This is a genomic window from Amycolatopsis magusensis (assembly GCF_017875555.1).
GTDB lineage: Bacteria > Actinomycetota > Actinomycetes > Mycobacteriales > Pseudonocardiaceae > Amycolatopsis > Amycolatopsis magusensis.
In genome coordinates this window covers 487,496-499,989 of sequence record NZ_JAGGMS010000001.1, presented here as the reverse complement: position 1 = coordinate 499,989, position 12,494 = coordinate 487,496, and the positions used below count along the sequence as shown (strand labels likewise).

Sequence of the window (12,494 nt, the reverse complement as noted above, 5' to 3'; positions counted from 1 at the left end):
TTGCAGCGCAAGCACTTCTGTCACATCCCCGCGCCGACGTGAGCGGTGACCGCGTCGGTCAGCGGCTGGTGGATCGCGGGCGCCAGGTAGTGGCCCATGCCGGGGATGGTCGTCAGCCGCGCGCCCGGGATCGACTCGGCGAGGTGCCGCGCGTGGGGCGGCGGGTGGATCGGGTCCAGTGGGGCCTCGATGACCAGCGCGGGCGTGGTGATGCCCGCCAGGTCGGCGGCCCGCTTGGTCCAGTCCTGCCGGATCTGGCCGTGTGGGTGGTCCTCGACCGGCTCCTCGTCCGCCGCGTGTGCGCGCACGCGATCGATCCGTTGCTGTAGCTCGCTCTCGTCGAAGGGGAGCTGGTCGCCGGAAAGCCGCCGGTAGAACTCGATTTCCGAGACCGACGCGGGATTGAAGGCGAGTTCGACGAACCAGCGCTCCGGCGTGGGCAGGCCGTCGAGCGTGGGCTCCCCGGTGAGCGCGCGTTCCCAGTTGCCGAAGAAGTCCACGTCCATCGCGCAGCTGCCGAGCAGGGTGATCGCGGTCAGTCGTTCGCGGTGGTCCAGCGCGAGCAGCTGGCTGACCGCCGAACCCATGCCGAACCCGAGCGAGTGGGCGCGTTCGATGCCCCACCCGTCGAGCACCGCGACCGCGTCGCGGGCCAGATCGCCGAAGTCGTAGGGATTCGGCGGGAACTCGCGGTGCGTGGAGCGTCCGGTGTCGCGGTAGTCGTAGCGGAGCACCAGGTGCCCGGCGTCGGCGAGCAGGCGCACCAGATCCTCCGGCCAGTCCATCGACGACTGGCAGTCCCCGGCGTTCAGCAGCAGCGCCGGGGCATCGGGTTCGCCGATCGCCTGGGTCCACAGTTCGACGTCGCCGGATCGGATGATTCGTTCGCGCATGCCCTGGAACGTACGCAGGTGAAAAGCCGCCGTGCACATAGAAATTTGCTTGTGTGAAGGCGTGCCGGTGGTGCGCCCGCGTACCGGAGGTGAAGGGTGGAGGTCGTCACCTTCGAGGGAGAAACCATGAGATTCATGATCCTGCTCAAGTCCGACGAGTCGAACGACAGCGGCCGGGCGCCCACCGAAGCCGAACTCACCGAGATGGCGAAGTTCAACGAGGAGATGGTCGGCGCCGGCATCCTGCTCACCGGCGAGGGGCTCGCGCCCAGCTCGCAGGGCGCACGGGTGAAGCTGAGCAACGGCTCGGCGACCGTCACCGACGGGCCGTTCACCGAGGCCAAGGAACTGATCGCCGGGTTCTGGATGATCGAGGTGCCCTCGCTGGAGGAGGCGCTCAGCTGGGTGAAGCGGGTCCCCGGCCCCGACCAGGAGATCGAGGTGCGGCGCGTGCTCGAGGCCGAGGACTTCGGCGAGGCCTTCACCCCGGAACTGCAGGAGAAGGAAGCCAGGATGCGCGCGGCCGCCGCCGAGCGCACCGACGGCTAGCCGACCTCGAGCACGATCTTCCCGAGCACATGGCCGTCCTCGCTGAGGCGGTGCGCGTCGGCGGCCTGTGCCAGGGGGAAGGTCCGCGCGATGGGCAGGCGCAACTTCCCGGCGTGCAGCAGCGGCAGCACCTCGGCGAACACCTCCGCGGCCGGCACCTTTTCGTTGCCACCGCTGGTGAAGTGCACGCCGTGGTCGGCGGCGCTGCCGTCGGCGATGGTCACCACCTTGGCCGGGTCGCCGGTCAGCGCCACGGATTCCTTCAGCACGCCGCGTCCGGAGCCGTCGAGCACCACGTCGATGCCGTCCGGCGCGGCTTCGCGGACCCGGTCCACCCAGCCGTCGCCGTAGGCCACCGGGTGCACGCCGAGTTCACGCAGGACCTCGTGCCGCGCCTCGCTGGCCGTGCCGATCACGGTCAGGCCGCGGGCGATCGCCAGCTGCCCGGCGACCAGGCCGACCGCGCCCGCCGCGGCGTGCACCAGCAACGTCTGTCCTGATTGGACGTTGAGGTACCGCAGGGTGCGCGCGGCGGTCTCCGACGCGACCGGCAACGCGGCGGCTTCCTCGAAGCTGAGCCAGTCGGGCTTGTGCACCAGGCTGTCCGCACGCGCGATGACGTGCGTGGCGAGCGCGCCGGAGCCCACGCCGGCGAAGACCTCGTCGCCGGGTGCGGCGGTGTCCACGTCGGGGCCGACCGCCTCGACCACGCCCGACGCCTCGACGCCGGTGCCGCGTGGTTCGGCCAGTTCCTGACCCGGCGTGAACAGGCCGCGGCGGATCTTCCAGTCGACCGGGTTCATCCCCGCGGCCCGGACCGCGAGCCGGACCTCGCCCGGTCCGGGTTCGGGCAGGTCGATCTCTTCGAGCCGGAGTACTTCGGGTCCGCCGTATTCGGCGTACCGGACTGCCTGTGCCATGTTGTCCTTTTCCCAGGTTCAGACGAGCAGGAGCGTCTTGCCGAGCACTGTCCTACTTTCCATTGTGGCGTGTGCTTCGGCGGCTCGGGCGAGCGGAAACGTCCGGCCGATCACGGGCTTCACCCGTCCGGCGACGGCTTCGGCGAGCGTCCGGGCGATGAAGACGCGCAACTCGTCCGGGCTGAACTGCACCTGTTCGATGCCGGTCACTTCGACGCCGCGGCGGTCGGCTTCGGCGGTGTCCACTTCGGCGAATCCGCCGCTGGGCACCCCGTAGGCGAAGAACCGGCGAGTGGCCGTGGCGAAGGCGGCCTGGCCGATGTCGCCGCCGACCCCGTCGAAGACGATGTCCGCTTCGAGGCCGTCGACCCAGTCCCCGGTGCTGTAGTCGACGACCACGTCGGCCCCGAGTTCCTTGGCCAGCCCCAGTTTTTCGGCACCCCTGGCGGCCGCGGTCACGTGCGCGCCGGCGGCCTTGGCCAGCTGGACCAGCAGGCTGCCCAGTCCACCGGCGGCCGCGGTGATCAGCACGCGGTCGCCTGGCCGCGGTTTCGCGGCGTCGACCAGGCGCAACGCCGCCGGTCCGATCTGAAGCAGGGCCGCGGCGGTCCGAACATCGAGCCCGTCCGGGACTTCGACGAGGTTCCCGGCGGGGACGAGCGCCTGTTCCGCGTATCCGCCGCCGCTGATGCCGGCGACGACCTCCTTGCCCACCCAGTCGCGGTCGACACCTTCACCGACGGCCAGCACCCGCCCGGCCACGCCGGTTCCCGGCACGTACGGCGGCGTCATCCCGAAGTACTCGGCTCCCCAGCCGCCTCGCAACTGGGTTTCGAGGAACAACACATCCGCGACGGCCACCCCGACCACCGCCTCCCCCGGCCCCGCGACGGGGGCCGGGACCTCGTCCACCCGCAGCTTTTCGGGTCCCCCGAACCCGCTGACCCGAACCGCTCTCATCGTTGTCACGGTCCGAGCATCCAACCTCCAGTAAGGTGGAGATCAAGCGAGAGTGGCGTAGAAGTTCCGGAGGTCGTCGGCGAGCACCTTCGGCGCCTCGTGCGCGGCGTAGTGGCCACCGGTGTCGTAGGAGTTCCAGCTGGTGATCCGCCGGTGGTCGCGCTCGGCGAACCGGCGGATCGACTGGAAGTCGCCCGCGAACATGGCCAGCCCGATCGGGGTGGTGGTCGGCCCTTGCGGCTCGGCTCCGGTGTGCGCTTCGGCGTGCGCGTCCTCGTAGTAGAACCGGATCGCCGAGCCGGAGGTGCCGGTCAGCCAGTGGATGGCCACGTTGCCCACGACGAACGCCGGGTCGAGGGCTTCGCCGAAGAGCTGGGCGTTCCAAGCGAGCAGGCCGACCGGCGAGTCCGCGAGCGCGAAGGCCAGCGTCTGCGGACTCTGGCTGTGCAGCTGGTTGAAGGCGAAGTGGTTGTCGTAGAACCACTGCAGGTGCTGGAGCGCGGCCTGGTCCGTCTCGCTCAGGTCGGCCATCTCGGCGGGATCGCCGGAGGGGAACGAGAAGAGCTGCGTGACGTGGACGCCGGTGACGTGCTCGGGGTCGACGCGCGCGATCTCCGGTGAGATCAGCGAACCGGCGTCGTTGCCGACCGCGCCATAGCGCTGGTACCCGAGGCGGTTCATCAGCTCGGCCCAGGCGCGGGCGGTGCGGAAGCGGTTCCAGCCGGTGGTGCGGGTGGGGCCGGAGAAGCCGAAGCCGGGCAGGGAGGGGATGACCAGGTGGAACGCCGGGCCGCTGTCCGGCTCGGTCAGGAGGTCGATGATGTCGAGGTATTCGAGGACGGTGCCGGGCCAGCCGTGGCTCAGGATGAGCGGCGTGGCGTCCTCGCGGGATGAGCGGACATGCAGGAAGTGGATGTCCTCGCCGTCGATCTCGGTGACGAACTGCGGGTACGCGTTGAGGCGGGCTTCCAGCGCGCGCCAGTCGAACTCCTCGCGCCAGTGACGCAGGAGCTCGCGGACGCGCTCGACCGCCATGCCGTAGTCGCTGCCGGTGCCGGGGAGTTCGTTCGGCAGGATCGCGTGCTCGAGGCGGTCGGCGAGCTGGTCGAGGGCGGTCTGGGGGATCTCGATGCGGAAGGGACGGATCACGGTGGGCTCCTGTGGGTACTGAGTGGAACGGAATGTTTCGTTCTGATTAGAGAGTAGCAGAGCGGAACAGTCTGTTCCAGTGTTACCCTGGTTCGCATGGCAACTACGCAGAGCAGCGGGCTGTCGGGACGCCGTCAGCAGGCCGCGCAGAACGACGGCATCATCCTCGAAGCCGCCCGCGAGGTGTTCTTGGCCGACCCGAAGGCGCCGGTGTCCGCCGTGGCGAAGCGCGCCGGGGTGGGCATCAGCGCGTTGTACCGGCGCTACCCGGGGAAGGAGGACCTGCTGCGGCACCTGTGCCACGAGGGCTTGCGGCGCTACAACGCCGAAGCCGAGGCGGCCCTCGAGGAGGAGGACGCCGGGCGCGCGTTCACCGGCTTCGTCGAGCGCGTGGTCGACGCCGACGTGCACTCGCTGACCGTGCACCTGGCAGGCACCTTCACCCCGACGGCCGAGATGGGCGCGGACGCCCTGCGCTCCAACGAACTGGCGACCACGCTGGTCGACCGCGCGAAGGAGGCGGGCGCGCTGCGCGAGGACGCGGTGCCGCAGGACATCGGGCTCACCCTCGAAGCCTGCGCCGCCATCCGCGTCGACGACCCCGCCCGAACCCGCCAACTCCGGCGTCGAGTGCTGGCCATGCTGTTGCGCACACTGTCGGCCCCTTCGGACCCGCCACTACCCGGCCCGCCACCACAACCGGGTGAGCTGAGCGGCCGCTGGAAGCCCGCGTAACCGGAAATCCACTAGAGGTGGGAGTGGGTGGGCCGGTGGGGTGAGGGATCGCGATTAGCGTGGGGTGCGCTCGCTGCCCGACCTCGACAGGAGACGAAGACGATGGCCAGGATTGTGGTGTTCGGCGGGACCGGGTACGCCGGCGGCAAGATCGCCGCCGAGGCGGAGGGGCGTGGCCACGAGGTGGTTCGCGTGGCCCGCAAGGAACGCGCCGGCGTCACCAGCGGTTCAGTGCACGACGAGGCCTTCGTGCTGGACGTGGCCAAGGGCGCGGACGTCATCGTCGTCGCGGTGCCCGCCGCCCCGGCTGACGGCAAGAGCCTGGTCGACGCCGTCCCGGCGCTCGCCAAGACCGGCGCCCGGATCGGCGTGGTCGGGGGCGCGGGCAGCCTGCAGGTCTCGCCCGGCGGTCCGCAGCTGGTCGACACCCCCGCCTTCCCGGCCTTCGCGAAGGGCGAGGCGCAGGCCCACGTCGGTGTGCTCGAAGCCCTGCGCGCGCTCCCGGACGACGTCGACTGGTTCTACGTCAGCCCCGCGCCCGCGTTCGGCTCGTTCAATCCCGGCGAGAAGCTCGGCCGCTACCGCGTCGGCGGCGACCAGATCATCGGCGACAGCATCAGCGGCGACGACTACGCGCTCGCCTTCGTCGACGAGGTCGAAAAGCCCGCTCACCAGCGCCAGCGCTTCTCGGTCGCCTACTGAGGCAGCACCACCGACACCACCAGGCCGCCGCCGTCGCGCGGGTGGGCTGTCACCTCGCCGCCGTGGGCCTTGGCGACCGAGCGGACGATCGACAACCCGAGCCCGGCGCCCTTCGCGGTGGCCAGGCGGTCGGTGGCCAAGCGCCGGAACGGCTCGAACAACGCCGGGATCTCGTACTGCGGCACCACGGCGCCGGTGTTGCGCACCTCCACCTCGGCGCGCCCGTCCGCCCCGGTGCGGCTGACCACGTGCACCCAGCCGCCGGTGTTGTGCCGGATGCCGTTCTCCACCAGGTTCTGCACCAGCCGCTCCAGGAACACCGCGTCCCCGGTGGTCATCGCCTCCGCGGCGTCGGCGCGCACCTCGATCCCCGCCCGCTCGGCCTCCGCCGCGGTCTGCGCGACCACGTGCGTCACCACGTCGGCCAGGTCCACCGGCCGCCGATCCAGGATCTCGTTCTCCGAACCGGCGAGCAGCAGTAGCCCGTTGATCAGCCGCTCGTGCCGCGTGTTGATTTCCAGCAGAGTCTCGCCGAGCTGCTTGACGTCGGGTGACGCGGTTTTCCGGTGCATCGCGACCTCGACCAGCGAGCGGCTCACGGTCAGCGGGGTCCGCAGTTCGTGCGACGCGTTGGCGACGAAGCGACGCTGACCGTCGAACGACCGGTCCAGCCGCTCGACCATCGTGTTGAACGCGCCCGCCAGGTCCTTCACCTCGTCGTCCGGCCCGTGCAGGGCGATGCGCTCGTGCAGGTTCCGGTCGGCCGCCGGTGCCGTGGCGATGCGGCGCGCGGTGTTGGTGACCTGGTGCAACGGCACCAGCACCCGCCCGGCGACCAGCCAGCCGAACCCGGCAGCCAGCCCGCCGACTACCAGCAGCGCGATGCCGCCCTGGGTGAACAGCGAGGTCGTCGCCGCGTCGTGGAGTTGCTCCTGCTGGTCCCGCATCCACTGCTCGGCGCCGGTGCCGTACAGGACGTCGCCGTTGCCGGTCATCACCACCAGGTGCTTGCGGCCGGGTCCGGGTTCGGGCAGCTGGCTCTTCGAGACGATCTTCGGCCCGGTGCCGGTCAGCTGCTGGTTGAACAGCGCGTAGGTGACGCCGAGCAGCACGAGACCCGCGACCAGGAACAACCCGCCGTAGATGAGCGTGAGCCGGGTGCGCAGCGTGACCCGCCGGGGACGCAGGCCGGTCACGGGATCCGGTATCCCACACCGGTGACGGTCTCCACGACCGACGGTTCGCCGAGCTTGCGCCGCAGCTTCAGGATGGTCAGCCGGACCACGCCGGTGAACGGATCGACGTGCTCGTCCCACGCCTTCTCCAGCAGGAACTCCGCCGACACCACGGCACCGTCGGCACGCAGCAGCTCGGCCAGCACGGCAAACTCCTTTTTGGACAGTGGAACGTAGTGGCCGTCGCGGAAGACCTGGTGGCGCGCGGGATCGAGGGTGATGCCCGCGCGGGTGAGCACCGGCGGCGCGGCCGGACGGGAGCGCCTGCCCAGCGAGTGCACGCGGGCGGCCAGTTCGGGGAAGGCGAACGGTTTGGTCAGGTAGTCGTCGGCGCCGAGCGCGAGGCCGCCGACCCGGTCGGTGATCTCCGCGGACGCGGTCAGCATCAGCACCCTCGCCGGTGACTCCGAGCCGACCACCTCGCGGCACACGTCGTCGCCGTGCACCACCGGGAGGTCGCGGTCGAGCACCACCACGTCGTAGGCGTGCACGTGAAGCCGTTCCAGCGCGGCACCCCCGTCGTAGGCGATGTCCACCGCGTGCGCCTCGTCCCGCAGCCACTCCGCGATCGCGTCGGCGAGCAGCGGCTCGTCCTCGACCACCAGCACCCTCATCCGCGCATGATCCCCGATCGCGGTGTTTCGTCCCCGTTAGCGAACGCGGAAACCCTGCGGAAACGGCCGTTCGGCTTGCATCGGCTCCCACGATTCCCGACACAGGAGGACTGATGCGACGGCTCACCCTCGGCGCGCTGACCGCGCTGACCCTGCTGCTCACCGCGTGCGGCGCCGACGACGGCGGTGACCAGGTGGCCTCGGCGGGGCAGCCGGCCACCGGAGCACCCGCGAGCGCCGCGCCGGCCGGAGAAGCCGGTGACATGGGCGTGAAGTTCGCCCAGTGCATGCGCGAGAACGGCGTGGACATGCCCGACCCGGAGCCGGGCAAGGGCGTGCAGCTCAAGCTCGACGGCAAGATCCCGAAGGAAGTGGTGGACAAGGCGCAGGAGGCCTGCCGCCAGTACAGCCCCCAGGCCAACGGCAAGGCGAACCCGCAGCTGCAGGAGAACGCCCGCAAGTTCGCCGAATGCATGCGGGCCAACGGGGTGGAGGCCTTCGCCGACCCGGACCCGAACCAGGGCGGCATCCGCATCGACAAGAAGCAGGCTGAGGACCCCGACTTCGAGAAGGCGCAGGAAGCCTGCAAGGACCTCATGTCGCTGCCGGAGGGCAAGTGATGCGGAGGAAGGTCGCGGCCGGGGTGGCCGTGGTGGTGGTGGCCGGCGCGGCCACCGCGGGCATGCTGGTGTTCACCCAGACGCGGAGCGAGGCGGGTGACACCGCCGCGAGCGAACTGCCGCCCAGCACGGCGGAAGTGGCCCGGCAGACGCTCAACGATTCGCACGACGCGGACGGCGAACTCGGCTACGGCGTCACCACGACCATCAGCAACCGCCTGCCCGGCACGCTCACCTCCGTGCCGGAAGGCGACGCGAGGATCGCGCGCGGGCAAGCACTGTACAAAGTGGACGACAAGCCGGTGGTGCTGATGTACGGCTCGATGCCCGCGTACCGGAACCTGGCCGACGGGGTCGAGGGGCTGGATGTGCGGCAGCTGGAGGAGAACCTGCGCGAACTCGGGTACACCGGCTTCACCGTCGACGACGAGTACACCTCGGCCACGGCGACCGCGGTGGCGAACTGGCAGGAGGACCTGGGGCTCGACGAGACCGGGATCGTCGAGCTCGGGCGCGTGGTGTTCGCCGACGGTGAGTTGCGAGTGGACAGTGTCGAGGCCAAGGCGGGCGAACCGGCCACGCCGGGTCAGAAGGTGCTGACGCACACCGGTGTCGCGAAAGCGATCACCGTGGAACTCGAGCCCGCCGACCAGCGACTGGCCAAAGAGGACACCGAGGTGCAGGTCGAACTGCCGGACGGCAAGAAGTTCACCGGCCGCGTCGACGAGGTGTCCACGATCATCCAGCCGGGCGAGGGGCAGAACGCGGAGCCGACGACCAAGGTCGAGGTGATCATCGGCTTCGACGACCAGCAGGCCGCCGAGTCCTACGCGCTGGCTTCGGTGGACGTCACCTTCACCGCGGACAAGCGCGAGAACGTGCTCACCGTCCCGGTGGCCGCGCTGCTGGCGCTGGCCGAGGGCGGTTTCGGGGTGGAGGTCGTGGAAGGCGGCGCGACCCGGTACGTGCCGGTGGACACCGGGTTGTTCGCGGACGGCCGGGTGGAGATCTCCGGCAGCGACATCACCGAGGGCACGGTGGTGGGGGTGCCGAAGTGATCTCGCTGACCGAGGTGAGCAAGACCTACCCCGGCGGGGTCGCCGCGCTCAGCGGGGTTTCGCTGCGCGTGGAGCAGGGGGAGCTGGTCGCCATCGTCGGGCCGTCGGGCTCGGGGAAGTCGACCATGCTGAACCTCCTGGGCACGCTGGACCGGCCGACTTCGGGGGACGTGCACATCGACGGCTACGACGTGGCGAAGCTGTCCGACGCCAAGCTGTCGGTGCTGCGGGCGCGCCGCATCGGGTTCGTGTTCCAGCAGTTCCACCTAGCTTCCGGCGTTTCGGCGCTGGAGAACGTCGCGGATGGCCTGCTGTACACGGGTTTGCGGGCCGGGGAGCGGCGACGGCGGGCGTGTGCCGCGCTGGAGCGCGTCGGGCTGGCGCACCGGATGGACCACCGGCCGCACGAACTCTCCGGCGGGGAGCGGCAGCGGGTCGCGGTGGCCAGGGCGGTGGCCGGGGATCCGCCGCTGCTGCTCGCCGACGAGCCGACCGGCGCGCTGGACACGGTGTCCGGGGAGGGCGTGATGCGGTTGATGCGGGAGCTGAACGCGGCGGGCACCACGGTCGTGATCATCACGCACGACCGGGACATCGCCGATTCGCTGCCGCGGCAGGTGCGGATGCGTGACGGTCAGCTCGTGGGGGTGGGCTGATGGCGGACGTGCTCGCACCGGCGCGGATGTGGCCGCGTGATGTGCTGAAGGTGGGGGCGATCGGGCTGCGGACGCGGCCGATGCGGGCGTTCCTGTCCGCGCTGGGCATCGCGATCGGGATCGCCGCGATGGTCGCCGTGGTGGGTATTTCGTCTTCGTCGCGGGCTGAGTTGGACCGCACGCTCGACGCGCTGGGCACGAACCTGCTCACCGTCGCGCCGGGTACGACGATGATGGGTGAGCAGGCGCAGCTGCCGATGGCGTCCGAGGCGATGACTTCGCGGATTTCGCCGGTGGAGTCGCTTTCCGCGGTCGGCCGGATCGAGGACGCGAAGGTGTTCCGGTCGGACATGATCCCCGAGACGCAGACCAACGGGCTGTCCACCTACGCCGCCCGTAGCGACCTGCTGGCGACGGTCGCGGGGCGGGTGCGGAGCGGGAGCTGGCTGAACGACGCGACCGGTTCGTACCGCGCCACCGTGCTCGGTGCGGTGGCCGCGGAACGCCTGGGCATCGGCCAGCCGGGCGCCCAGGTGCTGATCGGCGGCGAGTGGTTCACCGTGCTGGGGATACTGGAACCGGCGGAACTGGCTCCGGAACTGGACGCCGCGGCGCTGGTCGGGTGGCCGGCCGCCGAGGCCTCGCTGTCCTTCGACGGGCATCCGACGACCATCTACACGCGGTCGCAGGAAACCCAGGTGGAGTCGGTGCGCTCGGTCCTCGGTGCGACGGCGAACCCGGAAGCGCCGAACGAGGTGGAGGTCTCGCGCCCGTCGGACGCGCTGGCCGCCAAACAAGCCGCCACCGAAGCCTTCACCGGCTTGCTGCTGGGCCTGGGCGCCGTGGCCCTGCTCGTCGGCGGTGTCGGCGTCGCGAACACCATGGTCATCTCGGTACTGGAGCGACGCGCGGAGATCGGCCTGCGCCGCTCGCTGGGCGCCACCCGGGGCCGCATCCGAAGCCAGTTCCTCGCGGAATCCCTCCTGCTCTCCCTCCTGGGCGGCGTGGGAGGAGCGGTGCTGGGTGCCGGCGTCTCCATCGGCTACGCGTTCTCGCGGGACTGGCCCGCCGTCATCCCACCCTGGTCCCTCGGCGGCGGCATCGCCGCCACCCTGCTGATCGGTGCCCTGGCAGGCCTGTACCCAGCGATCCGCGCCTCACGGCTTTCTCCCACTGAAGCCCTGGCCACCCCATGACCAAAGCGGCGGGGCCGCCGAAGGCGTTTCCGCGGCCCCGCCGCCACGGTCACGGCTCGTACTGGACCTGTGGGTGGTCGTCGGCTTCATCGTTGCCGTTGTTGCCCGCCGTGTCCCCGAAGCGATCGACCCTGTTCGAATTCCAGCCGCCGCCCAGTTCTTCGGGGCTGTTCCGGTGTCGAGGGCCGCCGTCGACGCGGTAGTCGAGGCCTTGCCCGCCCGGGTGGTGGGCGTCCAGCAAGCCCTCGTGGCGGTTGGTCGTCCCGCCCAGCGCACCACCGACCGAGCCGGTGGAACCGCCCGCCACGGCGCTTTTGATCAGGTCTTCGCCGCGTTTGCCGTTGACGAAGTCGTTCGCGATGTTGCCGGACGCCCCGGCGAGCGCGCCTTGCGCGGCTCCCCGTGCCGCGGCGCTGCCGAAGTAGGCGGAGTTGTCGCCGATGGTGTTGGCCACCCCGCGGGACAACCACCGCGATGGTTGCACCGCCTCAGTTTCCCCGGCCTCGTTGGTGATCCTGGTGATCGGCCGGTTCGCGGCCCGGATGCTCGCCGCGGTCGCCGCTCCACCGGTCAGTCCGCCTGCGGCCCCCGCGATGGCACCCGCCTGAATGGCTTTACCAGTTTTGCCCGCGTCCCATTCGTCTCGATTCCCCGTTCCGGTCTGGAATGCCTGGATGGTGAGATCGACCCCGAGGTTGATGCCCACGTTGATGACGATCTGCTTGAGCAGCTCGGTCAGCAGCCGCATGGCCACCACCCTGGTCGCCGCCATCGCGATCGGGATGCCCGCCGTGCTGGACCCGAGCGTGCCGACCGCCGAAGCGATCAGCAACGCGATCTGGATGGCCAGGATGACCAGCGCGGCGATGATGCTGAGCTTGGTGTACTCGATGCTGGTCGCGCTCTTCCGGCAGGCGTCGGCGATCTGGCGGCAGAGCTTCGCCAGCTTCGGGTAGTCAGCGTCGTCGCCCCGGGTGAAGCCGTTCCAGTGCCGGGTGAGATCCGCCGCCGCGTCGGATTTCATCCCGGCGAGCGCGACCTTCGCGGCGGCGTCACCGTCCTGGGCCACTTCTTCGACCGATTCCGCGGCTTTCTCCCACAGCTCGCCCAGGCGGCGCAGCGCGGTCTCGTCGCCTTTCGGCCACGAGGTGCCGATGACCTTGTCGGCCAGCCACTTGACCTCGCCGGGAACTTCGATCCCCATCGG

At 70.5% G+C, this 12,494-nt stretch carries 14 protein-coding genes; 7 read left to right on the top strand and 7 right to left on the bottom strand.

The window, feature by feature from the left end; translation table 11 throughout:
- Positions 1 to 20 precede the first annotated feature (20 nt).
- The gene (locus tag JOM49_RS02285; protein ID WP_209662631.1) at positions 21 to 893 is read right to left on the bottom strand and encodes an alpha/beta fold hydrolase; all 873 of its coding nucleotides are present in this window, start codon (positions 891 to 893) and stop codon (positions 21 to 23) included.
- Between the two features lie 126 nt (positions 894 to 1,019).
- On the opposite strand from JOM49_RS02285, the gene JOM49_RS02280 reads away from it, so the two are divergent.
- Positions 1,020 to 1,442, top strand: a complete 423-nt coding sequence (locus JOM49_RS02280) for a YciI family protein (protein ID WP_209662629.1) — start codon at positions 1,020 to 1,022, stop codon at positions 1,440 to 1,442.
- On the opposite strand, the gene JOM49_RS02275 is transcribed toward JOM49_RS02280, so the two are convergent.
- From JOM49_RS02275 to JOM49_RS02265, 3 genes are read right to left on the bottom strand one after another with little or no spacing between them, the layout of a single operon-like run.
- Positions 1,439 to 2,362 (bottom strand): NADP-dependent oxidoreductase, encoded by a 924-nt coding sequence (locus JOM49_RS02275; protein ID WP_209662627.1) that lies wholly within the window; start codon positions 2,360 to 2,362, stop codon positions 1,439 to 1,441. The genes JOM49_RS02280 and JOM49_RS02275 overlap by 4 nt on opposite strands.
- A gap of 18 nt (positions 2,363 to 2,380) precedes the next feature.
- Positions 2,381 to 3,322, bottom strand: a complete 942-nt coding sequence (locus JOM49_RS02270) for a zinc-binding dehydrogenase (RefSeq protein WP_209662625.1) — start codon at positions 3,320 to 3,322, stop codon at positions 2,381 to 2,383.
- Positions 3,323 to 3,364: 42 nt separating this feature from the next.
- Entirely contained in the window at positions 3,365 to 4,471 is a 1,107-nt protein-coding gene (locus JOM49_RS02265; protein ID WP_209662623.1) for an epoxide hydrolase family protein, read from the bottom strand.
- Between the two features lie 96 nt (positions 4,472 to 4,567).
- On the opposite strand from JOM49_RS02265, the gene JOM49_RS02260 reads away from it, so the two are divergent.
- Together JOM49_RS02260 and JOM49_RS02255 are read left to right on the top strand one after the other, a co-directional pair.
- A complete protein-coding gene (locus tag JOM49_RS02260) occupies positions 4,568 to 5,206 on the top strand; it encodes a TetR/AcrR family transcriptional regulator (protein ID WP_209662621.1) in 639 nt (212 codons plus the stop codon).
- Positions 5,207 to 5,308: 102 nt separating this feature from the next.
- Positions 5,309 to 5,908, top strand: coding sequence for an NAD(P)-dependent oxidoreductase (locus JOM49_RS02255; protein ID WP_209662619.1), 600 nt, complete (start codon positions 5,309 to 5,311; stop codon positions 5,906 to 5,908).
- Here the strand turns inward: JOM49_RS02255 and JOM49_RS02250 are convergent.
- Both JOM49_RS02250 and JOM49_RS02245 read right to left on the bottom strand, forming a co-directional pair.
- A complete protein-coding gene (locus tag JOM49_RS02250) occupies positions 5,902 to 7,104 on the bottom strand; it encodes a sensor histidine kinase (RefSeq protein ID WP_308158628.1) in 1,203 nt (400 codons plus the stop codon). The two genes, JOM49_RS02255 and JOM49_RS02250, sit on opposite strands and share 7 nt — an antisense overlap.
- Complete coding sequence (locus JOM49_RS02245) at positions 7,101 to 7,757, bottom strand: response regulator transcription factor (protein ID WP_209662617.1); 657 nt, start codon at positions 7,755 to 7,757, stop codon at positions 7,101 to 7,103. Before JOM49_RS02245 ends, JOM49_RS02250 begins: the two co-directional genes overlap by 4 nt.
- Before the next feature lie 113 nt (positions 7,758 to 7,870).
- On the opposite strand from JOM49_RS02245, the gene JOM49_RS02240 reads away from it, so the two are divergent.
- Genes JOM49_RS02240 through JOM49_RS02225 form a run of 4 tightly spaced genes read left to right on the top strand, consistent with a single transcriptional unit; the run spans position 7,871 to position 11,287 of the window.
- Positions 7,871 to 8,377 (top strand): hypothetical protein, encoded by a 507-nt coding sequence (locus tag JOM49_RS02240; RefSeq protein ID WP_209662615.1) that lies wholly within the window; start codon positions 7,871 to 7,873, stop codon positions 8,375 to 8,377.
- A complete protein-coding gene (locus tag JOM49_RS02235) occupies positions 8,377 to 9,435 on the top strand; it encodes an efflux RND transporter periplasmic adaptor subunit (protein ID WP_209662614.1) in 1,059 nt (352 codons plus the stop codon). The genes JOM49_RS02240 and JOM49_RS02235 overlap by 1 nt, the downstream gene beginning before the upstream one ends.
- Positions 9,432 to 10,091: an ABC transporter ATP-binding protein gene (locus JOM49_RS02230; protein WP_209662613.1), complete on the top strand. Its 660-nt coding sequence runs from the start codon at positions 9,432 to 9,434 to the stop codon at positions 10,089 to 10,091. Before JOM49_RS02235 ends, JOM49_RS02230 begins: the two co-directional genes overlap by 4 nt.
- Entirely contained in the window at positions 10,091 to 11,287 is a 1,197-nt protein-coding gene (locus JOM49_RS02225; RefSeq protein ID WP_209662612.1) for an ABC transporter permease, read from the top strand. Before JOM49_RS02230 ends, JOM49_RS02225 begins: the two co-directional genes overlap by 1 nt.
- Before the next feature lie 49 nt (positions 11,288 to 11,336).
- Here JOM49_RS02225 and JOM49_RS02220 read toward each other — a convergent pair whose 3' ends face one another.
- Positions 11,337 to 12,491: a WXG100-like domain-containing protein gene (locus JOM49_RS02220; protein WP_209662611.1), complete on the bottom strand. Its 1,155-nt coding sequence runs from the start codon at positions 12,489 to 12,491 to the stop codon at positions 11,337 to 11,339.
- Positions 12,492 to 12,494 lie beyond the last annotated feature (3 nt).